Below are 22,184 nucleotides of genomic sequence, written 5' to 3'. Positions count from 1 at the left end.
TCAGGGCTTGAACACGAAACCGGGTTTGATCGCCACATCCGCGGGAATGGGCTGCAGGTCGGAAAACAGCGCTGGGTAGGTCTGCATCACGTTGAGAATGAACTTGGGCTCGATGTGTTTGTTCACGTCGAACACGGTCTTGATCACGCCCAGCCGCTGCAGTGTGTCCTGCGCCTTCCACAGCGCACGGTAGTTGTGCGCGGAAATGCGGCGGTCCACCTGCTGGATGTTGTTCTGCATCGCGGCTTCCGCAACGTCCATCTTCAGCCCGGGAATCCAGCGCGTACCGATGGCGGCGGCCTGCTTGGGATTCTTGCGCATCCACTGGTCGGCCTCGGACACGCCCGCCAGGAATTTCTCGATCGTCGCGCCGTTCTTCTCCACCCAGGGCCGCAGCGCGATGTTGAAGCCGAGGTAGGAGATCACATCGCCGCCGCGGATCACCTCGATCGCGCCCGGCACGTCCTTCATGGCCATGACCGGCGCCGGGTCCCAGGCCACGAACGCATCCACGCCCTTGGCCAGCAAGGCCACGGTCATCTCCGGCGGTGGGGTGTTGACCAGCGTCACATCGGCCGGCGTCAGGCCGCCTTTCTCGAGCAGGCCGAGAATGTAGAGGTGGTTGATCGTGCCGAACGAGGTCGCGATCTTCTTGCCCTTGAGGCTCTTCAGGTCACCCTTGACGATGCCGGTACCGCTGTTTGCGATCAGCGCGAGCGTGGCATCGGACCCAGCCTTGGTGGCGTTGCCGCTGAAGTTGCCCAGGAACACCAGGTCCATGCCGCGCAGGATGGCGCCGATGGCCGGAACGCCGGCCTGGACCATGTCGGTCTCGCCCGCCTGCAGCGCGTTGAGGGCATCGACGCCGGTGGCGTAGGGGCGCGCGATCGTCACGTCGAGCCCGTATTTCTCAAAGAAGCCGCGCTCGACAGCAATCGGCAAGGCCAGCATGTCGACGGCGGCCACCATGCCGACCTTGACCTTGACGAGATTCGTGGACTGCGCCAGTGCCAGCAACGGCAGGAACAGCAGGGAACAGAACAACAGCGCGATTCGTTTCATCATGGTCTCCTCATGGTTGTAATGGTTCAACACGCTTCACCCAGTAAGGTCGGGCAACGGCCGTCAGGTCCGCGCGTTTCACGCCGCGAACTTCAAGGGCGTTCTGTTCCGTACCGGATACCCTGCCGTAGGCCTGAAAGCGCTGAAAGTGAAAGCGTTCCGGCGCAAAGGCCAGCGTGACCAGTACGTTCACCTTTTCCGACTCGCCCGCAAGGCCCGTGATCTTGCTCGGCGCGGCGATCGTCAGCCAAAGCTGCCAGGCGACATAGAAGACCGCCATCGCCAGCAGGATGTGGAACTTCCGCGACCGGAGCACGTCACGCAGCATGGCTCAGGCCGACCGCACGAGTTGAAGGACGCGCCCGCACAGGGCCTTGAACCGGCCGTCCTCGTTCAGCTCGTCCCAAACCCGGGGCCGTGGCAGGTCGACGGCGATCTCCTCCAGCACCCGCCCCTTGGACAGGGCCACGACCCGGTTGCCCAGGAACACGGCTTCCGCGACGTCGTGGGTGATGAAGATGACCGTGGGCCGCTTCTGCTCCCAGATCCGGGTCAGCTCCTCCTGCAAGGTCATGCGCGTCTGCGCATCCACGCTGGCGAAGGGTTCGTCCATCAGCAGCACGTCCGGCTCGTTGGCCAGCGCACGCACCACGCCGACGCGCTGCTGCATGCCGCCCGACAGCTCGTTGGGATAACGCCCTGCCGCGTGGGACAGCTTGGCGAGCGCCAGGTAGTCGTGCGCGATCTTCTCGCGTTCGGCCCGGCCGACGCCGCGCATCTTGGGGCCGAAGGCGACGTTGTCGAGAACGGTGCGCCAGGGAAACAGCGCCCATGACTGGAACACCACGCCGCGGTCGGGTCCAGGCCCTTTCACCGGCTGGCCGCCGACGGTGATTTCCCCTTCAGTGTGGGGAATGAAGCCCGCGATCATGTTGAGCAGCGTGGTCTTGCCGCACCCGGACGGGCCGACGATGGACACGAACTCGCCGGCCGGCACCTCCAGCGACATGTCGCGCACCGCGGTCACGTTCGCGCCCGCGTGGACGTCGAAATAGGTCTTCGAAAGATTACGGATAGTCAGGCTTTTCACTTCGTCACCAATCCCCAGCGCTGTCCAGTCGCCCGCTCGATAGGAGCGAGGATCCAACTGTCTACGATGTACCAAAGAGTCCCGAGGATGATCATGCCCAGCAGGATCTCGACGACCGAGCCGGCGCGGCGCGCATCGAACATCAGGAAACCGATGCCGCTGGTGCCGACGATGATCTCGGTCGCGATCAGGGCACGCCATCCATAACCCAGGCCATTGCGCAGGCCGGTCATGATGTTGGGCAACGCCCCCGGCAGCACTACCTCCCAGAGCATGCGGGTGCGCGACGCACCCAGGCTCAGCGCGGCGCGATGCATGTTGATCGGGATGGAACGCACGCCCAGCACCGTGTTCAGGATGACCGGGAAGATGACCGTGTAGACGATGACAACGGTCATGGTCGTCAGGCCGTAGCCGAACCAGATCACCAGGATGGGCAACCAGGCGATGTCTCCGATGGCCTGGAAGAACATCAGCAACGGCCACAGCACCTTGTGCGCCCGCTGGCTCAGGCCCACCAGCAATCCGAGAGGGATGCCCAGCATGATGCCCCAGAAGGAACCGACGACGAGCCGCACGATGCTGTCCTGCAGGTAATCCGGCAAGACGCCCGTGTAGACGAGTGTGCCGAACGAACGCACGACATCCGCCGGCCCCGGCAGGAACGCAGGCGGAAATACATGCAGCGCGGTGATGATCCACCAGGCGGCGATCAAGGGAAGAAACGGCACGATGGTGCCGACCGACGGCCATCGTGTCGTCAGGCGCAGGTAGCGGCTCCAGGCCCTGAGGAGAAACGTTTTCATGCGCGCTGCACCATGCCCCAGCGCTCGCTGGTCGCGCGTTCGATCGGCGCCAGCAGCAAACGGTCCAGCAGCAGCCACAACACGCCGATGACGATCATGCCCAGCACGATGACCTCTGTCTTGTAGAAATCGCGCGCCACGAACAGCATGTAGCCCAGGCCCACGTTGGTGGCGATCATCTCGGCGGCGATCAGCCCGCGCCAGGCGAAGCCCAGTCCTGTGCGAATGCCGGTGACGATATTGGGAAGCGCACCCGGCAGCAGGACTTCGGTCAGCATGGCCCATCGCCCCGCACCCAGCGATGCAGCTGCGTGGCGCACCTGCAGGGGAATGGTCGAGACGCCGAGCAGTGTGTTGTAGGTCACGATGAAGAACACGGCATTGAAGATCACGAAGGTGATGGCGCCGAAGCCGTAGCCGAACCACAGCGATGCGACCGGTATCCATGCGATGCCCGCCAGCACCGAAAAGAACCTGAACGGGGGTGTGAGAAAGCCGGAAACCGCCGGGCTCACGCCCATGGCGATGCCCAGGGGAATGGCGAACACAAGGGCGAGCAGCGTGCCGACCGTGACGCGCAGAAGGCTTGCACCGATGTGCTGGATGAGGGTGCCATCCTTGATGCCATCGAGACCCGCCTGTACCACCGCGTCGAGATGCGGAAACAAGCGGGGGTTGACGTCGAAGTACGGGACCAGGACCGCCCACAGGACCAGCAGGACGGCGAAAGGAGCGCAGAACCACAACGACGACGAGACCCAGTGCCGCATTACCGCTGCCCCACTGCGAAAAGCGCCCGGCCGGCCGGCCCCGCGATCGGTGAAGACCAGCATATTGCCGCCGGCGTCGCTTGCATGCGCTGCAGGTCTTTCACGCTTGCGCTGGCCGCCAGAGGGCGCCAGTTGTGCCGGCTTCGGCCAATGAACAGGCGTCTGCGCAATAGCTTGCGTCACGCCCGGCATGCTGATCGCTGCCGTACCCAGGATGGCCAGTCAATGTTTCCACGGATGTCTCCCCCTTTTGTACCGGCCTTTGTCTCCACCGGACTTTATGAATCGACGCAGAACCGCCCCTTGGTCCACCGCTTGGTTTTTGCGGGGCCGCGCATGGGCAGTTGCCGGTCGACTGGTGACAGTGTTGCATTATTTGCCGCCCCGACAACTGAAAAGATGTGATTCCGGTATAACATTCCCTCAATCCAAGCCATGACCCCACCGCTCCACTCCATCATCTCGAGGCTCCACCTCAAGCAGCTACGACTCGTCGTTGCGCTGGGCGAGCACGGCTCGCTGCTGAAGGCCTCGCAACAGGTCGCCCTGACGCAGCCGGGCGCGAGCAAGTCGCTGCAGGAGATCGAGACAACCTTCGGCACGCCACTGTTCATTCGCACCAACCGAGGCCTCGAGCCCAATGCCGTCGGCCATTGCGTGATCCGCTATGCGCGGCTCATCCAGACGGACCTGGCGCACCTGCGCGACGAACTCGTCGGCATCTTGCGTGGCCAGGGCGGGCGGGTGAGCGCCGGGGTCATCATGGGCGCGGTGCCGCTGCTCACGGATGCCATCTCCGCGCTCGTTGCGCGGCAGCCGGAGTTGTCCGTGGAGATCGTCGAGGACACCAGCGCCACCCTGCTGGCCCAACTCGACGCCGGCCGGCTCGACCTGGCGATCTGCCGCACATCCATCCCGCAGGCGCCGCAGGTCTACGAGAGCGTGAAACTCCAGGATGAGACGCTCGCGGTGATCGCCAACATCGGCCACCCCCTTCGGCGCGCGAAGAAGCTCACCCTGCAACAGCTGGCGCCGTACCGATGGGTGGTGTACCGCGCGAACATGCCGATGCGGCTCCTGCTCGAAGCCGAGTTCCGCGACTGCGGGATCCGCTTTCCGCAGCACCTGCTCGAGACGACCTCCGCCTTTGCGACGCTGGCGCTGCTGCAGGCCAATCCGTCCTTCGTGGCCTTGGTGTCGATCGAGGTCGCGCAGTTCTTCGCGCACCAGCAGATGTCGTGCATCCTGCCGCTGGCGCTGTCGTCGCGCAGCGAGCCCTATGAGCTCGTCACGCGCAAGGGAGCGCAGGTTTCGCCCGCCGCCAAACTGCTGTTCGACGAACTGATGCATCGCCGGTCCTGAGCCTCGGATCGAACGTTCGTTGCCTCGCCAGGCCTTGGCGAAAGGGACTTGAAGCCACCAGAGACGTTGATCGCGGTTCGCTTGTGCTATAACATTTGCTCATTTCGGAGCTCATCGCCATGGCCCTCATCAACTACGTCACCCAGATCCAGTTCGAGTTCGGCGCCATCGGCCTGCTCGGAGCAACGTGCGAACGCGTCGGCATCCGCCGCCCGCTCATCGTGACGGACCGCGGCGTCAAGGCGGCCGGCATCGTCGACACCGTGCTGGATGCGCTTGGGGCGGCAGGCACCGTGGCGCTCTACGACGGCACACCGCCAAACCCGAACGAGGCCGCCGTGCGCGAGGCGGTGGGCGCGTACCTCAAGGGCGATTGCGATGGCATCATCGCCGTGGGCGGCGGCTCGTCCATCGACCTCGCCAAAGGCGTGGCCGTCTGCGCAACACACGAAGGCCCGCTGCAAAGCTTTGCCGTGATCGAAGGCGGGGCCGATCGCATCACCTCCCGCACCGCCCCCGTCATCGCTGTCCCGACCACCGCCGGCACCGGCAGCGAGGTCGGCCGGGGTGCGATCCTCATCCTCGACGACGGCCGCAAGGTCGGCGTGATCTCGCCCTTCGTCGTGCCCCGGGTCGCGATCTGCGACCCGGCACTGACCATGGGCCTGCCGCCGGCGCTGACGGCGGCCACGGGCATGGATGCCATCGCCCATTGCATCGAAACCTTCCTGTCGCCCGCCTTCAATCCGCCCGCGGACGGCATCGCGCTCGACGGGCTGTGGCGCGGCTGGCGCCACATCGAGCGCGCCACGCGCCAGGGCGATGACCGCGGTGCGCGGCTGAACATGATGAGTGCGTCGATGCAAGGCGCTCTGGCATTCCAGAAAGGACTCGGGTGCGTGCACAGCCTGAGCCACTCGCTCGGCGGCATCAATCCACGCTTGCACCACGGCACGCTGAACGCGATCTTCCTGCCGGCCGTGATCGCGTTCAACCAATCGGCCCCTTCGGTGCGCGAGGAGCACAAGCTCGACCGCCTGGCCCAGGCCATGGGCCTTGGCAACGGGACCGAGGTGGGGACGGCCGTGCGCGCCATGACCGAGCGGCTCGGGTTGCCGACCGGCCTGGACCAACTCGGCGTGACACGCGCGATGTTCCCCGACATCATCCGCGGCGCCCTGAAGGACCACAGCCACCGGACCAATCCGCGCGTCGCATCCGACACCGATTACGAAGCGATGCTCGAAGCCAGCATGTAAGGAAGCCGCTGGAGCATCTTCGAAAAGCAGCGGCAGGATAGCCCCGCAGTGGGGATGCTTGGCGCAACAACACAACTTTGACCGGAGAGACAAATATGTCGAAAGCCTATTGGGTCACTACTTACCGCGCAGTCAAGGACAGCGAGAAGGTGGCGGCATATGCCAAGCTCGCGGGCCCCGCTCTCACAGCAGCCGGAGGCCGCTTCATCGCACGTGGCGCCCCGTCAACGGTGTACGAACTCGGAATGATGGAGCGCACTGTGGTGCTTGAATTCGAAACCGTGGAACAGGCTGTGGCTGCTCATGACAGCCCTGCCTACCAAGCTGCACTGGCCGCGCTCGGCGACGGCGCAGATCGCGACATTCGAATCGTTGCCGGTACCTAGAGGTGTTGTTGACCTAAACACTTGCTGGGTTACCCCAACTGCCGAAACGTGGCTCTGGGCTGCTGCCGGTTTCATGGACAGCTTGTTAAGGTGGGAAGTGAAACCGGAGAGTGGATATGGGAACGAGAAGGCAATTTAGACGGGAGTTCAAGCTTGAGGCCGTGAGGCTGGTCAAGGAACGACGGGTATCAGTCGCACAGGCTGCGCGAGATCTGGACGTGCACGAGAACGTGCTGCATAAGTGGATCGCTACACCAAGGGAGGATGGAAATCGGTGCTCAAGGTATTGATGGACGCATGCGCTGCCGAAGCCGAAAAACGTGAGGTGGCTTTCAAACGATTTTCGCTGCAAGACTTGCGACCTAAAGGGGTCAGCGACAAGTTGGAGGACGGGGCCGAGGACGTTCTGGACGCGACCCTGCACACGAGCGAACGGATAGTACGGCAGGTGTATGACCGCCGACGGACCCGCACGGCCAAGCCGGTGCGGTAGGCAAATCGCCCCTCGGGGCATGATGCGCCTGGCTTCGCCGGAGAGCAGCCTGACCGCCAGCGCACCGATCCCGCCGGTGTCGCGAGCGCTATGCAGGCCGGTGCGCAACTGGGCACGGCAGGCGAGCCGCTGACCCTGGACCGCGCGTTTCGCTCGCGCTGTGCACCAGCCCCCCCCGCGCCCGCACGTGGGGCCGGGCTGGTGGAGCAGCTCGCGCTGCTGGGCCGGCCTCGGCCTGTCCTATGGCAACTACTGCAACGGCCCGGCCCAACACCGCGCTGACCGGCTCGCAAAGCCCCGAGCAATTGGTGGCCTTGATACTGTCGATCCCGCTGTTCGATGGTTTCGGCCGCAGCTACCGCATCCACGAGCAGTTGGCCGGCCTGCAGGCGCGTGAGGCCGATGCCGCGGCGGCCGAGTCGCGGATCGCGTTCGAGGTCTGGCGCGCCTACAAAACGGTCGAAGCCGAAACCAACGCCGTGGCAGCCCGCGCCGAGCTGGTAAAGGGCCATTGCCGCCGCCCGGACGCGGTACCTGGCCGGCGCCATCGACATCCCTAATTGGCAAGCTGCCCAGCGCGAGGCGACCATGGCACGCCAATAGCAAATGACGGCACTGGCTGCGTGGCGCAATGCACGTCTGTAGCTGCTGGTTATCCTGGGCACCATAGGGTTCTGGACGGCGACGTAGCTGCGGCAGAGGTAGCTGATTGAGCTTATTGCAGGCGACGGGAGTTATTTAACATGGCCAGAAAACCCTGCCCGGCTGTCCTCGCACCATGCCTCTTCGCGGGCAGTATTCCAAATTTGGAATATAAAAAAAGGGCTTGCTACTATTTTCATAGCAGCAAACCCTTACTGGCTGGCGGAGTGGACGGGACTCGAACCCGCGACCCCCGGCGTGACAGGCCGGTATTCTAACCAACTGAACTACCACTCCTGGTAGATAGCTTTCGATACGAAACACTGCTGTGCTTCACATCCAAGCGCTACAACTTGGCGACCCTACGGGGATTCGAACCCCGGTACCTACCGTGAAAGGGTAGTGTCCTAGGCCTCTAGACGATAGGGTCATGACCTTGGAACTCCGTGGCAACTTGCGTTGCCAAATTCGTTACCGTTCAGTTTCGTGGTGGAGGTAAGCGGGATCGAACCGCTGACCTCTTGCATGCCATGCAAGCGCTCTCCCAGCTGAGCTATACCCCCCACGGTCTTCAACATCTTCTGCGCTTAACTCATCGTTTTGCGCTGTCTTCATGTCGTCAACTGCTGAGCCTCGAATTATAGACAGGTTTTCAGCGATTTCGCAATCTCGCCAAAACTTTTTCTCTTCCGATCAATTCGAGCACCGCATCGACCGAAGGCGTGTGCGCCGTACCGACGGTCAACACCCGCACCGGCATGGCCAACTGAGGCATCTTCAGGCCGTGTGCGGCCAGCGTTTCCTTGATGGCGGCGGCGATCGCCGGCTTGCTCCATTCGATGGCGGCGAACTTCCCGGCCAGTGTATCCAGGGCGGGCAACACGGCCGGCACGAGATGCTGGGCACGCTCTTCCACTGGCGCTTCCACCGCGGTGTAGAACCGCGCGGCCCAATCGGCGAGCACCACCGTGGTATCGCAACGGTCTTTCAGCAGGCCGCAGATGGCCGGCAGGCGAGCGTCGCTTTCAATGCCGCGTTTGTCGAGCTGCGCCGCCACCAGCGGCTCGAGCGCATCGTCGTCCATGGCCTTCAGGTGCTGGGCATTGACCCAGCGCAGCTTGGCCTCGTCGAACTGCGCCGCGCTGCGGCCCAGGTGGTCGAGATTGAACCATTGCAGGAATTGCGCGCGGCTGAAGATCTCGTCGTCGCCGTGGCTCCAGCCCAGGCGCGCGAGGTAATTCACCATGGCCTCGGGCAGATAGCCCTCTTCGCGGTACTGCGTGACGGGCTTGGCGCCGTTGCGCTTGCTCATCTTCTCGCCCTGCTCGTTGAGCACGGTCGGCAGATGCGCATAGACCGGCGGCTCCTTGCCGAGCGCCTTGAAGATGTTGATCTGGCGCGGCGTGTTGTTCACGTGGTCGTCGCCGCGGATCACGTGGGTGATGGCCATGTCGACATCGTCCACCACCACGCAGAAGTTGTACGTCGGCGTGCCGTCGGGCCGCGCAATCACTAGGTCGTCGAGTTCGTCGTTGGCGATCTCGATGCGGCCCTTGACCTTGTCGTCCCAGGCCACCACGCCGCCCTGCGGGTTCATGAATCGCAGCACCGGCTGCACACCCTCGGGCACCGGCGGCAGGGTCTTGCCGGGCGCGGGGCGCCAGGTGCCGTCGTAGCGCGGCTTTTCCTTGGCGGCCATCTGCTTCTCGCGCAATGCGTCGAGCTCGGTCATCGACATGTAGCAGGGATAGACCTGGCCCGCGGCCTGCAGCTCGGCCAGCACGGTCTTGTAGCGGTCCATGCGCTGCATCTGGTAGAACGGGCCCTCGTCGTGGTCCAGGCCCAGCCAGGCCATGCCTTCGAGGATCACGTCCACGGCGGCCTGGCTCGAGCGTTCGACGTCGGTGTCTTCGATGCGCAGGATGAAGTCGCCGCCGGTGGAGCGTGCGAACGCCCACGGATACAGCGCCGAGCGGATGTTGCCCAGGTGAATGAAGCCGGTGGGCGACGGGGCGAAACGGGTGCGGGTCTTGACGGTCATGGCTATCGGGGGCAGCAAACTTCAGGCGGTCTGGGCGTTGGGCAAAGCGAGGCGCGAGGTGTCTTCCTCCGGCTCGCCCGCGCTGGAGCGGCCTTCGTTCAGGCGCTGGATGTCGTCGAAGGTGATGTCGCCGGTGACGTAGACGCCGTCGAAACACGAGGCATCGAAACCCGTGATGGCCACGCCGGAAGAACCGATGTCGGTGACCGCGGCGGAGATGGCGCGCTTCATGCCTTCGACATCCTGGTAGATCAACGCGTCGCAGCCGATGAGTTCGCGGATCTCCTCGACGCTGCGCCCATGGGCCACGAGTTCGTCCTTGGTGGGCATGTCGATGCCGTACACGTTGGGGTAGCGCACCGGTGGCGCGGCGCTGGCGAGATACACCTTGCGCGCGCCGGCGTCGCGCGCCATCTGCACGATTTCCCTGGAGGTGGTGCCACGCACGATGGAGTCATCCACCAGCAGCACGTTGCGGCCCTTGAATTCGCTGCCGATCACATTGAGCTTCTGGCGCACGGACTTCTTGCGCACTTCGTGGCCCGGCATGATGAAAGTGCGGCCCACGTAGCGATTCTTCACGAAGCCCTCGCGGTACGGCAGGCCCAGCAATTGCGCGAGCTGCATGGCGCTCGGCCGGCTGGACTCGGGGATCGGGATCACCACGTCGATGTCCTTCGGCGGCACGGTGGAGATCACGCGTTTGGCCAGGGTTTCGCCGAGATTCAGCCGGGCCTGGTAGACCGAGATGCCATCCATCACCGAGTCGGGCCGGGCCAGGTAGACGTATTCGAAGATGCAGGGGTTCAGCGTCGGCGTGTCGGCGCACTGTTGCGTGTGGACCTTGCCTTCGAGGTCGACGAACACCGCTTCGCCTGGCGCGAGATTGCGGTCCAGCGTGTGGGCCGTGCCTTCGAGCACCACCGATTCGCTGGCCAGCATCACCGTGCCCTTGCCGTCATTGGCGCGGCCGATGCACAGCGGGCGGATGCCGAACGGGTCGCGGAAGGCCAACAGGCCGTGGCCGGCGATGGAGGCGATCACGGCATACGAACCCTTCACGCGGCGGTGCACGTTGCGCACGGCGGCGAACACGTCCATCGGCGTGAGCGGCAGGCCGCGCGTGGATTTCTCCATCTCGTGCGCGAGCACGTTGAGCAGCACTTCGGAATCGCTCTCGGTGTTGATGTGGCGGTGGTCGGTGGTGAAGAGTTCACTCTTCAGTGCATGGGCATTGGTGAGGTTGCCGTTGTGCACCAGCACGATGCCGAAGGGCGCATTCACATAGAACGGCTGCGCCTCTTCCTCGCTGTAGGCATTGCCCGCCGTGGGGTAGCGCACCTGGCCCAGGCCGCAGTGGCCGGGCAGCGCACGCATGTTGCGCGTGCGGAACACGTCGCGCACCATGCCCTTGGCCTTGTGCATGAAGAACTTGCGTTCCTGCTGCGTGACGATGCCGGCCGCATCCTGGCCGCGGTGCTGCAACAGCAGCAGGGCGTCGTAAATGAGCTGGTTCACAGGGGCATTGCTGACAACACCGACGATTCCACACATAGTCTGATCCTGGTTTACAAAAACTTGGCAAATTCTTCGGGCAACATCGGCCGCACCGTGTGCAGCGTCTCGGCCAGCAGCGCGGCGACCCTGGACTCCTGCCACCAGGCGCTGCCGTCGAGCGACATCAGCCGCACCACCGCCGCAGCCACCAGCAGCAGGATCACGCCGCGCAAGGCACCGAACACCATGCCCAGCACCCGGTCCACCGGTCGCAGGCCCACGGCCTGCACCAGCCTTTTGATCAATGAGGCCACCAGTCCGCCGGCAAAAGCCGCGACCACGAACACCAGCACGAAACCGGCGGCAAAACGCATCGTCTCCGACGCCTGCCCCATCGGCAGGCGGGCCGCCACTTCGGGCGCGAACCACTGGGCCAGCACAAAGGCCGCAAGCCAGCCCAGCACCGACAACACTTCGAAAACCAGGCCGCGCCAGGCACCGAGCAAGGTCGACGCGCACAGCACCGCGAGCAAGATCCAGTCCAACGCCGCCATGGCCAGCTCTCTCAGACCTTGGTCACAAGGTGAGGATGGATGCCGACAATTCCAGTCCCTTGATCTTGGAGGCCGCCTTGTCGGCCTCCGCCTTGTTGGCGAACGGCCCCACGCGCACCCGGGTGCGCGGGCCATCCTTGGTGTCGACCACCTGGGTGTAGGTCTTGAGGCCGGCGCGCTCGACCTTCTGCCGCGCCTCACGGGCCTTGGCGGCATCGGAAAACGCGCCGACCTGGACCACGAAGCGCGCGTCGGCGGAGGCGGACGGCGCATCCTTGCCTTCGAGCAGGGCCTTGGCGCGCGCGCCACTCTCGTCGGCCTTGGCCACGGGTTTCGGCTCGGGCTTGGGTTCGGGATGCGGCTCGGGCTTCACCGGCGCGGGCTTCTCGGGCTTCGGCACCGTCGGCGTCGCTGGCTCGGCCTTGGAGGCGACCACTTCCTCCTTGGAATCGAGGCTGGCCGCTGCGGGCACCTTGTTGTTGGCGGAGGCCGTGGAAGATGCGGCCGGCGCGGCGGCAACCGGTGCCGGATCGGTGGTTTCCGCGGGCTTGTCCAGCTTGACGACCGGGCCGGCCGCGCCGATGCCGATCGGCTTGGCCTTGCCCTTGTCGGGAATGTCGATGGCGATATTGACCGGGATCGGCCGGGGCTGGCTGTCGAACAGCAGCGGGAAACCGATCACCCCCAGCAACACCAGGATGGCCGCACCGATGAGACGATGCTTGGCACGACGGCGCATGCCCTCGATGGTCTCCGTGGGGCCGGACGAAGCGTCTTCGCCCTTCTGGCCACGAGAACGAAACTTGAAAAAAGCCATGCGGTAAAGACTCAGGGGCCGAGGTGTTTGGCGTAAAGCCGGGGGATGCCGTCCTGGAGGACGCCGCCGACTGTGAAGAACGAGCCAAAGACCACGATTCTATCAGCGGGGTCGGCCACGGCCACCGCCGCCTGCAGAGCCTGAGCCGGGCCCGGGGCCACCGTGCTCGAGGCATCCTTGCGCTTGTTCTGCGCCTCCCAACGCTCCTGCAGCCGCTCGGCCGTCTCCGCACGCGGCGTGGGCAGGTCGGTGAAGTACCAGCGGTCGATCAGCGGGCCGATGCGCTCGAACATCGGCGCGAGGTCCTTGTCGGCCATGGCGCCGAAGACCGCGTGCGTGGTCGGGAAGAAGCCCATCGCATCGAGGTTGACGGTCAGCGCGGCCACGGCATGCGCGTTGTGCGCCACGTCGAGCACCAGCGTGGGCTGGCCCGGCACGATCTGGAAACGGCCGGGCAGCTCGACCATGGCCATGCCGTTGCGCACGGCCTGGGCCGTGACCGGCAGCCTGTCGCGCAGCGCGGTCAGCGCAGCCAGCACGCCGGCGGCATTGACCAGCTGGTTCGCGCCGCGCAGGCCGGGATAGGCCAGGCCGCTGTAACGCCGCCCTCTTCCCGCCCAGCTCCACTGCTGCTGGTCGCCCGAGAAATTGAAATCCTCGCCCAGCCGCCACAAATCCGCACCTAGCTTTTTCGCGTGTTCGATCACGCTTTTCGGCGGCACCGGATCGCTGACCACCACCGGGCGGCCCCGGCGCATGATGCCGGCCTTCTCGAAGCCGATGGTCTCGCGGTCGGGGCCGAGCAGTTCCATGTGGTCCAGATCGATGCTGGTGATGACGGCGCAGTCGGCATCGATGATGTTGACCGCGTCCAGCCGCCCGCCCAGGCCGATCTCCAGAATGGCCACGTCCAGGTTCGAAGCCGCCATCAGGCCCAGAATGGCGAGTGTGGTGAATTCGAAATACGTGAGAGAAATATCACCCCTGGCGCGCTCCACTTCTGCGAAGTGCGCTATCAAATCTGAAGCACCAACGATTTCACCGTGGATGCGGCAGCGCTCCTCAAAATGCACCAGGTGCGGCGAGGTGTAGACGCCGGTGCGGTAACCGGCCTGCAGCGCCACGGCTTCCAGCATCGCGCAGGTCGAACCCTTGCCATTGGTGCCGGCCACGGTGATCACGGGGCATTGGAAGGCCAGGCCCATGCGGTCGGCCACGGCCTTGACCCGGTCCAGGCCCATGTCGATGTTCTTCGAATGCAGTTGCTCGCAGTGGGCCAGCCAGTCGTTCAAGGTTTCCATGCGGCGATTGTCGCGGAATGGCTGCCCCTGCCGGCCGGCTTGCGATAATTCCCGCATGACCATCCTCTACGGCATCCCCAACTGCGACACGGTGAAAAAGGCGCGTACCTGGCTCGACACCCAACACATTGCCTACCAGTTCCACGACTTCAAGAAATCCGGCGTGCCGGCCGAGGCGCTGGACGCCTGGATCGCGGCCGTGGGCTGGGAAAAGCTCGTGAACCGCAAGGGCACGACCTGGCGCAAGCTCGATGCCGCAACGCAGGCGGCCGTGGTCGATGCGGCCAGCGCCAAGGCCTTGATGCTGGCCCAGCCGAGTGTGGTGAAGCGCCCGGTGGTGGACTGGGCCGCGCACGCCGGTCAGGACACGACCGTGGGTTTCGACACCGAAGCCTGGCAACCTCGGGCCTAGCGGCAACTCAATGCGGCACTAAAATCCCGCGTTGCATCTTCTGTTCATGCGACGCCGGCACCGGCCCGCGCGCGCATCCGGCTACCAGCTTTTAGGCCTTCGTTCTTTCAGGAAATTCCATGTCCGCCACCATCCTCCAGCACGTTCCCGCCGGCCAAAAAGTCGGCATCGCCTTCTCCGGCGGCCTCGACACCAGCGCGGCCCTGCACTGGATGAAACAGAAGGGCGCCCTGCCCTACGCGTACACCGCCAACCTCGGCCAGCCCGACGAGCCCGACTACGAGGAAATCCCGCGCAAGGCCATGCAATACGGCGCCGAACAGGCGCGCCTGATCGACTGCCGCTCGCAACTCGCCACCGAGGGCATCGCCGCGCTGCAGGCCGGTGCTTTCCACATCTCCACCGGCGGCATCACCTACTTCAACACCACGCCGCTGGGCCGCGCCGTGACCGGCACCATGCTGGTGGCGGCGATGAAGGAAGACGACGTCAACATCTGGGGCGACGGCAGCACCTACAAGGGCAACGACATCGAGCGCTTCTACCGCTACGGCCTGCTGACCAACCCGAGCCTGAAGATCTACAAGCCCTGGCTCGACCAATTGTTCATCGACGAACTCGGCGGCCGCGCGGAAATGTCGGCCTTCATGACCAAGGCCGGTTTCGGCTACAAGATGTCGGCCGAGAAGGCCTATTCCACCGACTCCAACATGCTCGGCGCCACGCACGAGGCCAAGGACCTGGAGCACCTGAACAGCGGCATCAAGATCGTGAACCCGATCATGGGCGTGGCGTTCTGGAAGGAAGAAGTCGCGGTCAAGGCCGAAGAGGTCAGTGTGCGTTTCGAGGAAGGCCAGCCCGTGGCGTTGAACGGCGTGAGCTTCAACGACCCGGTGGCATTGATCCTGGAAGCCAACCGCATCGGCGGCCGCCACGGCCTGGGCATGAGCGACCAGATCGAGAACCGCATCATCGAAGCCAAGAGCCGCGGCATCTACGAAGCCCCGGGCCTGGCGCTGCTGCACATTGCCTACGAACGGCTGGTGACCGGCATCCACAACGAAGACACCATCGAGCAGTACCGCATGAACGGCCTGAAGCTCGGCCGCCTGCTCTACCAGGGCCGCTGGTTCGACCCGCAGGCCATCATGCTGCGCGAGACCGCCCAGCGCTGGGTGGCGCGCGCCGTGACCGGCGAAGTGACGCTGGAACTGCGCCGCGGCAACGACTATTCGCTGCTCAACACCGAAAGCCCGAATCTCACCTACCAGCCCGAACGCCTGAGCATGGAAAAGGTCGAAGGCGCGTTCACACCGCTGGACCGCATCGGCCAGCTGACGATGCGCAACCTGGACATCGTGGACACGCGCGAGAAGCTGGCGATCTACAGCCGCAGCGGCTTGCTGTCGCTCGGTGGCGGCTCCGCGCTGGCCAAGATTGGTGGCAAGAAGGACGAGGCGTAAGCTAGACCACCACCGGTTCCGGCTCCAGCCGGATGCCGAACCGCTCGTAGACGCTGGTCTGGATCGCCCTGGCCAGCGTCATCACCTCGCCGCCGGTGACCGGGTTCGCGTCGCCGCCGCGGTTCACCAGCACCAGCGCCTGTTTCTCGAACACGCCGGCATTGCCCACCGACTTGCCCTTCCAGCCGCAGGCGTCGATGAGCCAGCCGGCCGCCAGCTTCACCGTGCCGTCGGCCAGCAGGTAGTGCACCACCTTCGGGTCGCGCGCGATGATGTCGGCGCACTGCTCGCGGCTGACCGTGGGGTTCTTGAAGAAACTGCCGGCGTTGCCGATGACCCGCGGATCGGGCAGCTTGGCGCGGCGGATGTCGCAGATCCAGTCGAAGATCTGCTGCGCCGAAGGATGCTGCTCGCCGGTGGCGGCCATCTTCTTCTCCAGATCGAGATAGCCCAGGACGGGCTTCCAGGCTTTCGGCAGGCGAAAGCGCACGCGCAGGATCAACACTTTGCCCGCGAGGCCGAACCCACCCGGCTCGGCGGCCACGTGCTTGAACACCGAATCGCGGTAACCGAAAGCACACTGTGCCGCGTCGAGCGTGAACACGCGGCCGGTGGCCAGGTCCACCGCGTCGAGCGAGTCGAAGCGGTCCTGCAGCTCGACGCCGTAGGCGCCGATGTTCTGCACCGGCGAGGCGCCCACGGTGCCGGGAATCAGGGCCAGGTTCTCCAGCCCCGGGTAGCCTTGCGCCAGCGTCCAGCGCACGATCTCGTGCCAGTTCTCGCCGCCGCCGGCCTCGACGATCCAGGCCTTGTCGTCCTGCGACACCAGGCGCCGGCCCATCACTTCGACCTTCAGCACCACCGGCTTGACGTCGCCGGTGAGCACGATGTTGCTGCCGCCGCCGAGCACGAACTTGGGTGCGGCGGCGAGCTGCCTGTCCTCGGCGAGCTGCCGCAGATCGGCCTCGCCGGTCACGCGCAGCAGGGTCTGCGCACGCGCCACGATGCCAAAGCTGTTGTACGGCCGCAGCGGGACATTTTTCTCGATTAACATGGCTGGATTGTCGCACCGGGCTCCTTTTGCCAAGTCAGACCGGGCCGGGCCACGCCTGTTGCCGGCCCCGCAATCCCCAAGGCGCAGCCTGCACAGGCCGGGCTGCCGATTTAGAGAAAACTTTCACCATGCCAACTTTTGACACCGTCTGCGAAGCCAACCTTGTCGAGGTCAAGAATGCCGTCGAGAACACGCAGAAAGAAATCGCCACCCGCTTCGACTTCAAGGGCACTTCGGCGGCCGTCGAGCTGAAGGACAAGGAAATCACGCTGATCGGCGACGCCGACTTCCAGCTCTCGCAGATCGAGGACGTGCTGCACAACAAGCTCACCAAGCGCAATGTCGACGTGAAGTTCCTCGACAAGGGCGACGTGCAGAAGATGGGCGGCGACAAGGTCAAGCAGGTCTTCAAGGTGCGCAACGGCATCGAGACCGAAGCCGCGAAGAAGATCCAGAAGATCATCAAGGAAAGCAAGCTCAAGGTGCAGGCCGCGATCCAGGGCGATGCGGTGCGCGTCACCGGCGCCAAGCGCGACGACCTGCAGGCCGCCATGGCGCTGATCCGCAAGGAAATGACCGAACTGCCGCTGAGCTTCGACAACTTCCGCGACTGAACGAGGCGCCATGCCCTCGACGCGCCATCGTCTGCTCGCCGTCGCCCTGGCAGCACTGTGCGGCGTCGCGCAGGCGCAAAGCGTGGTACTGACCGGCATCCTGGGCAGCAAGGCCTTGCTGCTGGTCGACGGCAAGCCGCCGCGCAGCGTCGCCGCTGGCGAGAGCTACCTGGGCGTGAAGGTGCTGTCGGTGGCCGGAGAATCTGCGGTGGTGGATGTCGGCGGCCAGCGTGTCACGCTCAGGATGGGCGACTCGCCCACGCAGGTCGGCGCCAAGGGCGCGGCCGGCGGCAACCGCATCGTGCTCACCGCCGACAGCCGCGGCCATTTCTTCACCGCCGGCCGCATCAACAACCAGGCGATGCAGTTCATGGTGGACACCGGCGCGAGCTACATCAGCCTGAGCGCGGCCGAGGCCGAGCGCCTGGGCATCGACTACCGCAAGGGCCTGCCGATGACCATGTCCACGGCCAACGGCAGCACGCCGGGCTGGCGCGTGCGGCTGGCGGCCGTGCGCGTCGGGGACGTCCAGCTCACCGAACTCGAAGCGGTGGTCACGCCGGCGTCAATGCCATTCGTGCTGCTGGGCAACAACTTTCTCACACAATTCCAGATGACACGGCTCAACGACCAGATGGTGCTCGAGCGACGGTACTGAAAGAGCGCAGAATGGCGCCGCGCCGAATTTGATTCTTTTTGTTACACCGTCCGGATTGCGACGGTCCATTCCGCCACCCTCAGCCCACCGACCCGTTGAAACCGAAGACAGCCGATTCCGCCATGCAGCCCACGACATTGCCTCACCCGCAGGACGCCGATTACGAAGACTTGCTGAGCCTGTGGGCCGACCTTGAATCCGGGCTGGCCATGGTCCTCGGCAATCCGTTGATCATTCCCGACTTCGAACGCAAGCTGCGCCAGTACGACCGCTGGATGCAGGACCTGCTGCGCCAGGATACCGACACCGGCCTGTACCTGCTGTTCCAGCTCGCCACCAACGCCTCGGTGGGCTACAGCGCCTTGCACGCGCTGGTCAGTGCCGTGATCTGCCACCTCACGGCCGCCGAACTGCAACTGCCGCGCGAGGAGCGCGACAGCCTCGTCCTCGCCGCCATGACCATGAACATCGCCATGACGCGGCTGCAGGACGAGCTCGCCGCGCAGGCCGAAAAGCCGAATCCGCAACAGCAGGCCAGCATCCAGGCGCATGCCTTCTCCGGCCGGCTGATGCTGATCGACGTGGGCGTCGAGGACAGCCTGTGGGTGAACGTCGTGGCGGCCCACCACGATGTGCTGCCACTGGCCGAGGGCGAACTCATGCAGTGGGCGCCGGTGGACCGGCTGGCCCACATCCTGCGCACCGTGGACCGTTATGCCGCGATGATCAGCCCGCGCAAGACCCGCGCCGGCCGCACCGCCACCGAATCCGTGCGCTCCATCATGGCGGCCGCCAATGGCCCATCGGGCACGCGCGACCCGGTCGGCTTCGCGCTGGTGCGGGCCACCGGGCTCTGCCCGCCCGGCACCTACGTGCGAATGGACAACGGCGACGTGGCGGTGGTGCTGCGCCGCAGCGCAACGCCCAACCATCCGCTGGTGGCGACCGTCCTCAACCGCGCCGGCGATACCCTGAGCCCGCCGCGACTGCATCGCACGGCCACCAGCAGCCCGCTGATCCAGGCCGCCCTCACGCAGGACGCGATCAAGATCCGCATCAACCACCAGAGCCTGCTGCGCCAGGGCATCCAGGCCGACAAGACGGCCTGAGGCGCAACGTCACACCGCGATGTGACGATTTGAAGATGTGAAAGTGTTTGTGCACCAGCCAATGTCGCGTTGATTGATCGTTAGACTGTATGCAGATGACTGCACGCATATCCAGCGGACTACGAACGATGCTTGGCCACGCCAATGGACCTTGAACTGCTCGGCGAATTGGGCAGCGTCTTCGATTGGCAGCCTGATCCCGCCCAATACTTACCCACACCGGCCAGCGAGCTCGTGCGCCACGGCCTGCGCCGCAGCCTCGAAGCGGGCCGTGGCGTGGTGGTTCTCACCGGCGCCGCGGGTGCCGGCAAGACCTTGTTGCTGCAACGTGTCCTGCTGGACATGCCCGGCCGCTGGCCGCACCTCGCGCAACTGGCCTACACCTCGATGGATGGCGCGGAAATCCTGCGCTCGATGGCCTACGCGTTCGGCATGCCGGCCGACACGCCGACGCACGGCAGCGCGGCCGTGGCCTGGACCGAAAGCCGGCTGCGGCACTGGGCCGCCGCCGGCGAAGCGAGCCTGCTGGTCGTGGACGAAGCACAGCATCTCCCGCTGGACGCCCTTGGGCCATTGCTCGCGCTGAGCCGCTTGCAACAGGACGGCCGTCCGCTGCTGCGGATGCTGCTCGCAGGCCGACCGCCGCTGCTCGAACGTCTGGCCGCGCTCGCATCGCCAGGCGCCGCCGCCGACATCGGCCCGCAGTTTGCGCTGTCCGCATTCCAGCCCCAGGAATCCGCCGCCTTCATCGCCCAACGCCTGGCCGCCTTGCCGTCGCCCGGCAGGCTGACCTTGTCCGCGCCGGTCGTGGCCGCAATCCACGCCCGCGCCCAGGGCCGGCCGGGCCAGATCAAGCTGTTGTGCAAACAATTGCTGCAGACTTCGATCCTGCTCGACGAGGACCGGCCGATCGACGTGCAGGCGGTGGCGGAACAGGCCGACGAACTCGGCTTCCACGCCGAGGTCCTCGAGCCGACGGCCCCGGCCGACCTGCCACCGCCGGTCCCCCCGTCGCCACCCGTGCAGCCAACACAGCCGGCGCAGGCGCCGGTCACTGCGCGAACCTCCCGCACCCTGCCGCTCTCCATCGTGCTGATGCTGCTGACACTTGCCGCAGGCGCGGCCTTGTGGCTACGGCACGAGGCTGTGCCGCTGGCCATCCGCGCGCCGTTGCCAGTGCCTGCGGCCGTTTCGGCGAGTGCACTGCCCGCCGCGGCGCCGCCCGCTGGAACGGGAGCCCAGGCAGGAGCAGAGGCCGCCACGGAAGCCACCACCCCGCCACCCCCCAGGACAAGCCAGCCACCCGAGTCCGCACCGCCGACGCCACCGGCGCAACGGCAACCGGCGCGGCCGGTGCCGCCCCCGACCCGTCTCGCCGCCAACCGCCACCCGGCGGCACCGGAGCCACCAACCAAAACCGAAAGCCCGAACTGCGGCCATCTGCTCACCCAGCTGTCGTTGGGCGAACCGCTGACGGCGCGCCAACAACGCACCCTGGAATCCACATGCCGATGAATACCAAGCTTTCCCGCAACTGGCTGACGACGCTCGGGCTGCTGCTGCTCCTGATGCTGGCCGCCTGCACCAGCCCACCGCCCCGCCCGCCCGCCAGTCCCTTCGAGCAGGACGTGTTCGAGGCCACCGACGCCTTGGCGGGCCAGTGGCGCGGCAAGGCCCCTTTCCGACCGCGCTGGCCGGCGCAACGGCTGGCGTTGGGTCCTTTCGTCGACTTGAGCACGGCCAGCACGGCCCAGGGTGCCGCCTTCGGCTGGCGACAGACGGTGGCGGCCGTCAGGGTCCGGCAGGTGGTGGCACAGCACATCGAGCAGATCCTGCCCGGGATCAGGCTGGTGCCGGCCACGCTCGGCAGCGCGGACGACCAGGCCGACCTGCTGCTCAGCGCCAGCCTGATCCCTTTCGTCTCACGCGACCAGTCCGCGTCGCCCGCCGGCCGGCCCAACGCGGCCGGAGGCAACCCGAATCCACCGCTGATGCTGACCCTGGTCCTGCTCGACCTCAAGACGCGCAACGTCGTCGCGCGCTGGCAAAGCCCCTTGCGCACCCAGGCGGCCGACGCCAACCCGAGCCCGTTCGACGCCGAAAGCCCGGTGCTGATCAACCAGTCCGCCGCCGAAGGCCGGTCGACCCTCTTCAGCGCGCCCATGCATACCGCCATCGATGGGCCTTCGGTGCAGGACGCGCTTGGCCTGGCCAGGCTGGAGCAGGCGCAACAGGCTTATGCCTCGGGCCATTATCCGAAGGCGCTGAACCTGTTCCAGGAAGTGGCCGCCAAGTCGCCCGAGCAAGCCCTGCGCGCGGCCAACGGGGAATACCTGAGCTACCTCAAGCTCGGCCAGCCCGAGGCGGCGAAGCAGGCCTTCAAGCGCGTGGTCGCCATGGGCCTGGCCAGCCGCCGGCTCGCGGTCAAGCTGCTGTTCACACCCGGTCAGACCGAGTTCTGGGCCGATCCGGCGGTGAGCGGTGCCTACGGCTTCTGGCTGCAGGAGATTTCGACCCAGGCGGCCGCAGCGCCCACCTGCCTGGAGATTGCCGGCCACACCAGCCGCAGTGGCACGGAAGCCTTCAACCTGGGCCTGTCGCTGGCCCGCAGCGAACGCGTACGTCAGACCCTGCTGGCCCAGCAGCCGCGATTGGCGGGCCGCCTTCGGGCCAGCGGCAAGGGCTGGTCGGAAAACATCGTCGGCAGCGGCAGCGACGACGCGCGCGATGCGATCGACCGCCGCGTCGAATTCAAGGTCGCCGACTGCGCGGCACTGTGACGCTCGGGGCGCTC

At 65.6% G+C, this 22,184-nt stretch carries 23 protein-coding genes, 3 tRNA genes and 1 pseudogene; 13 read left to right on the top strand and 14 right to left on the bottom strand.

Annotation, left to right across the window (positions count from 1 at the left end; all coding sequences use genetic code 11):
• From RD110_RS09355 to RD110_RS09335, 5 genes are read right to left on the bottom strand one after another with little or no spacing between them, the layout of a single operon-like run.
• On the bottom strand, window positions 1-1,062 hold the full coding sequence (locus RD110_RS09355; RefSeq protein WP_076204708.1) for an ABC transporter substrate-binding protein: 1,062 nt from the start codon (window positions 1,060-1,062) through the stop codon (window positions 1-3).
• 10 nt (window positions 1,063-1,072) lie between these two features.
• Entirely contained in the window at window positions 1,073-1,390 is a 318-nt protein-coding gene (locus tag RD110_RS09350) for a hypothetical protein (RefSeq protein ID WP_076198824.1), read from the bottom strand.
• 3 nt (window positions 1,391-1,393) lie between these two features.
• Window positions 1,394-2,152 carry an ABC transporter ATP-binding protein gene (locus RD110_RS09345; protein WP_076198822.1) on the bottom strand — a complete coding sequence of 253 codons (759 nt, stop codon included), beginning with the start codon at window positions 2,150-2,152 and terminating at the stop codon, window positions 1,394-1,396.
• On the bottom strand, window positions 2,149-2,958 hold the full coding sequence (locus RD110_RS09340; RefSeq protein ID WP_076198820.1) for an ABC transporter permease: 810 nt from the start codon (window positions 2,956-2,958) through the stop codon (window positions 2,149-2,151). The genes RD110_RS09345 and RD110_RS09340 overlap by 4 nt, the downstream gene beginning before the upstream one ends.
• The gene (locus RD110_RS09335) at window positions 2,955-3,920 is read right to left on the bottom strand and encodes an ABC transporter permease (RefSeq protein ID WP_204250045.1); all 966 of its coding nucleotides are present in this window, start codon (window positions 3,918-3,920) and stop codon (window positions 2,955-2,957) included. The genes RD110_RS09340 and RD110_RS09335 overlap by 4 nt, the downstream gene beginning before the upstream one ends.
• 243 nt (window positions 3,921-4,163) lie before the next feature.
• Here RD110_RS09335 and RD110_RS09330 point away from each other — a divergent pair, with 243 nt between their 5' ends.
• From RD110_RS09330 to RD110_RS09305, 6 genes and pseudogenes are all read left to right on the top strand, one after another.
• Window positions 4,164-5,090 carry a LysR family transcriptional regulator gene (locus tag RD110_RS09330; protein ID WP_076198816.1) on the top strand — a complete coding sequence of 309 codons (927 nt, stop codon included), beginning with the start codon at window positions 4,164-4,166 and terminating at the stop codon, window positions 5,088-5,090.
• 119 nt (window positions 5,091-5,209) lie between these two features.
• Window positions 5,210-6,349: an iron-containing alcohol dehydrogenase gene (locus RD110_RS09325; RefSeq protein WP_076204706.1), complete on the top strand. Its 1,140-nt coding sequence runs from the start codon at window positions 5,210-5,212 to the stop codon at window positions 6,347-6,349.
• Between the two features lie 95 nt (window positions 6,350-6,444).
• Window positions 6,445-6,735, top strand: a complete 291-nt coding sequence (locus RD110_RS09320; protein WP_076198814.1) for a DUF1330 domain-containing protein — start codon at window positions 6,445-6,447, stop codon at window positions 6,733-6,735.
• A gap of 116 nt (window positions 6,736-6,851) precedes the next feature.
• Window positions 6,852-7,001: pseudogene (locus RD110_RS09315) on the top strand (transposase); the annotation flags it as partial.
• Window positions 6,977-7,228, top strand: a complete 252-nt coding sequence (locus RD110_RS28240; protein WP_162277354.1) for a hypothetical protein — start codon at window positions 6,977-6,979, stop codon at window positions 7,226-7,228. The pseudogene RD110_RS09315 and the gene RD110_RS28240, both read left to right, overlap by 25 nt.
• A 242-nt stretch (window positions 7,229-7,470) precedes the next feature.
• A complete protein-coding gene (locus RD110_RS09305) occupies window positions 7,471-7,788 on the top strand; it encodes a TolC family protein (protein ID WP_076198808.1) in 318 nt (105 codons plus the stop codon).
• A gap of 302 nt (window positions 7,789-8,090) precedes the next feature.
• Here the strand turns inward: RD110_RS09305 and RD110_RS09300 are convergent.
• The 8 genes from RD110_RS09300 to folC all read right to left on the bottom strand — a co-directional run bounded on the left by RD110_RS09300 (window position 8,091) and on the right by folC (window position 14,080).
• A tRNA-Asp gene (locus tag RD110_RS09300) sits at window positions 8,091-8,167 on the bottom strand.
• 57 nt (window positions 8,168-8,224) lie between these two features.
• Window positions 8,225-8,300 (bottom strand) — tRNA-Glu (locus RD110_RS09295).
• A 57-nt stretch (window positions 8,301-8,357) separates the two neighbouring features.
• Window positions 8,358-8,433: transfer RNA gene (locus RD110_RS09290), tRNA-Ala, on the bottom strand.
• An 89-nt stretch (window positions 8,434-8,522) separates the two neighbouring features.
• Complete coding sequence (gene gltX / locus RD110_RS09285; protein ID WP_076198806.1) at window positions 8,523-9,911, bottom strand: glutamate--tRNA ligase; 1,389 nt, start codon at window positions 9,909-9,911, stop codon at window positions 8,523-8,525.
• 21 nt (window positions 9,912-9,932) lie between these two features.
• On the bottom strand, window positions 9,933-11,465 hold the full coding sequence (purF, locus tag RD110_RS09280) for an amidophosphoribosyltransferase (protein ID WP_076198804.1): 1,533 nt from the start codon (window positions 11,463-11,465) through the stop codon (window positions 9,933-9,935).
• 14 nt (window positions 11,466-11,479) lie between these two features.
• Window positions 11,480-11,962 carry a CvpA family protein gene (locus RD110_RS09275; protein ID WP_076198802.1) on the bottom strand — a complete coding sequence of 161 codons (483 nt, stop codon included), beginning with the start codon at window positions 11,960-11,962 and terminating at the stop codon, window positions 11,480-11,482.
• A gap of 22 nt (window positions 11,963-11,984) precedes the next feature.
• Window positions 11,985-12,779 carry an SPOR domain-containing protein gene (locus RD110_RS09270; RefSeq protein ID WP_076198800.1) on the bottom strand — a complete coding sequence of 265 codons (795 nt, stop codon included), beginning with the start codon at window positions 12,777-12,779 and terminating at the stop codon, window positions 11,985-11,987.
• Window positions 12,780-12,790: 11 nt separating this feature from the next.
• A complete protein-coding gene (gene folC, locus RD110_RS09265) occupies window positions 12,791-14,080 on the bottom strand; it encodes a bifunctional tetrahydrofolate synthase/dihydrofolate synthase (protein WP_076198798.1) in 1,290 nt (429 codons plus the stop codon).
• Window positions 14,081-14,135: 55 nt separating this feature from the next.
• On the opposite strand from folC, the gene RD110_RS09260 reads away from it, so the two are divergent.
• Both RD110_RS09260 and argG read left to right on the top strand, forming a co-directional pair.
• Window positions 14,136-14,492: an ArsC family reductase gene (locus RD110_RS09260; RefSeq protein ID WP_076198796.1), complete on the top strand. Its 357-nt coding sequence runs from the start codon at window positions 14,136-14,138 to the stop codon at window positions 14,490-14,492.
• A gap of 119 nt (window positions 14,493-14,611) precedes the next feature.
• Window positions 14,612-15,955, top strand: a complete 1,344-nt coding sequence (gene argG / locus RD110_RS09255) for an argininosuccinate synthase (RefSeq protein WP_076198794.1) — start codon at window positions 14,612-14,614, stop codon at window positions 15,953-15,955.
• Between the two features lies 1 nt (window position 15,956).
• Here the strand turns inward: argG and murB are convergent, their stop codons facing one another.
• Window positions 15,957-17,009, bottom strand: a complete 1,053-nt coding sequence (murB, locus tag RD110_RS09250; protein ID WP_076198792.1) for a UDP-N-acetylmuramate dehydrogenase — start codon at window positions 17,007-17,009, stop codon at window positions 15,957-15,959.
• A gap of 128 nt (window positions 17,010-17,137) precedes the next feature.
• On the opposite strand from murB, the gene RD110_RS09245 reads away from it, so the two are divergent.
• The 5 genes from RD110_RS09245 to RD110_RS09225 all read left to right on the top strand — a co-directional run bounded on the left by RD110_RS09245 (window position 17,138) and on the right by RD110_RS09225 (window position 22,170).
• Entirely contained in the window at window positions 17,138-17,623 is a 486-nt protein-coding gene (locus RD110_RS09245; RefSeq protein WP_076198790.1) for a YajQ family cyclic di-GMP-binding protein, read from the top strand.
• A 10-nt stretch (window positions 17,624-17,633) separates the two neighbouring features.
• Window positions 17,634-18,281 carry a retropepsin-like aspartic protease family protein gene (locus RD110_RS09240; protein WP_076198788.1) on the top strand — a complete coding sequence of 216 codons (648 nt, stop codon included), beginning with the start codon at window positions 17,634-17,636 and terminating at the stop codon, window positions 18,279-18,281.
• 95 nt (window positions 18,282-18,376) lie between these two features.
• Window positions 18,377-19,390, top strand: coding sequence for an HD-GYP domain-containing protein (locus tag RD110_RS09235; RefSeq protein ID WP_338053088.1), 1,014 nt, complete (start codon window positions 18,377-18,379; stop codon window positions 19,388-19,390).
• A gap of 144 nt (window positions 19,391-19,534) precedes the next feature.
• The gene (locus tag RD110_RS09230) at window positions 19,535-20,905 is read left to right on the top strand and encodes an ExeA family protein (protein ID WP_076198786.1); all 1,371 of its coding nucleotides are present in this window, start codon (window positions 19,535-19,537) and stop codon (window positions 20,903-20,905) included.
• Window positions 20,902-22,170: an OmpA family protein gene (locus RD110_RS09225; RefSeq protein ID WP_204250044.1), complete on the top strand. Its 1,269-nt coding sequence runs from the start codon at window positions 20,902-20,904 to the stop codon at window positions 22,168-22,170. Before RD110_RS09230 ends, RD110_RS09225 begins: the two co-directional genes overlap by 4 nt.
• Window positions 22,171-22,184: the final 14 nt, after the last annotated feature.

It is taken from the genome of Rhodoferax koreense, assembly GCF_001955695.1.
GTDB lineage: Bacteria > Pseudomonadota > Gammaproteobacteria > Burkholderiales > Burkholderiaceae_C > Rhodoferax_B > Rhodoferax_B koreensis.
Note: the sequence above shows the minus strand (reverse complement) of the source record. Positions and strands in the feature narration are given on the sequence as shown.

Coding starts and splice junctions, on each gene's coding strand:
- RD110_RS09260 (WP_076198796.1), top strand. CDS start 14,136: ATGACCATCCTCTACGGCATCCCCAACTGCGACACGGTGAAAAAGGCG.
- RD110_RS09320 (WP_076198814.1), top strand. CDS start 6,445: ATGTCGAAAGCCTATTGGGTCACTACTTACCGCGCAGTCAAGGACAGC.
- RD110_RS09335 (WP_204250045.1), bottom strand. CDS start 3,920: ATGCCGGGCGTGACGCAAGCTATTGCGCAGACGCCTGTTCATTGGCCG.
- murB (WP_076198792.1), bottom strand. CDS start 17,009: ATGTTAATCGAGAAAAATGTCCCGCTGCGGCCGTACAACAGCTTTGGC.
- RD110_RS09225 (WP_204250044.1), top strand. CDS start 20,902: ATGAATACCAAGCTTTCCCGCAACTGGCTGACGACGCTCGGGCTGCTG.
- RD110_RS09270 (WP_076198800.1), bottom strand. CDS start 12,779: ATGGCTTTTTTCAAGTTTCGTTCTCGTGGCCAGAAGGGCGAAGACGCT.
- RD110_RS09245 (WP_076198790.1), top strand. CDS start 17,138: ATGCCAACTTTTGACACCGTCTGCGAAGCCAACCTTGTCGAGGTCAAG.
- RD110_RS09325 (WP_076204706.1), top strand. CDS start 5,210: ATGGCCCTCATCAACTACGTCACCCAGATCCAGTTCGAGTTCGGCGCC.
- RD110_RS09240 (WP_076198788.1), top strand. CDS start 17,634: ATGCCCTCGACGCGCCATCGTCTGCTCGCCGTCGCCCTGGCAGCACTG.
- argG (WP_076198794.1), top strand. CDS start 14,612: ATGTCCGCCACCATCCTCCAGCACGTTCCCGCCGGCCAAAAAGTCGGC.
- RD110_RS09230 (WP_076198786.1), top strand. CDS start 19,535: ATGGACCTTGAACTGCTCGGCGAATTGGGCAGCGTCTTCGATTGGCAG.
- gltX (WP_076198806.1), bottom strand. CDS start 9,911: ATGACCGTCAAGACCCGCACCCGTTTCGCCCCGTCGCCCACCGGCTTC.
- RD110_RS09330 (WP_076198816.1), top strand. CDS start 4,164: ATGACCCCACCGCTCCACTCCATCATCTCGAGGCTCCACCTCAAGCAG.
- RD110_RS09355 (WP_076204708.1), bottom strand. CDS start 1,062: ATGAAACGAATCGCGCTGTTGTTCTGTTCCCTGCTGTTCCTGCCGTTG.
- RD110_RS09350 (WP_076198824.1), bottom strand. CDS start 1,390: ATGCTGCGTGACGTGCTCCGGTCGCGGAAGTTCCACATCCTGCTGGCG.
- folC (WP_076198798.1), bottom strand. CDS start 14,080: ATGGAAACCTTGAACGACTGGCTGGCCCACTGCGAGCAACTGCATTCG.
- RD110_RS09305 (WP_076198808.1), top strand. CDS start 7,471: ATGGCAACTACTGCAACGGCCCGGCCCAACACCGCGCTGACCGGCTCG.
- RD110_RS09275 (WP_076198802.1), bottom strand. CDS start 11,962: ATGGCGGCGTTGGACTGGATCTTGCTCGCGGTGCTGTGCGCGTCGACC.
- purF (WP_076198804.1), bottom strand. CDS start 11,465: ATGTGTGGAATCGTCGGTGTTGTCAGCAATGCCCCTGTGAACCAGCTC.
- RD110_RS09340 (WP_076198820.1), bottom strand. CDS start 2,958: ATGAAAACGTTTCTCCTCAGGGCCTGGAGCCGCTACCTGCGCCTGACG.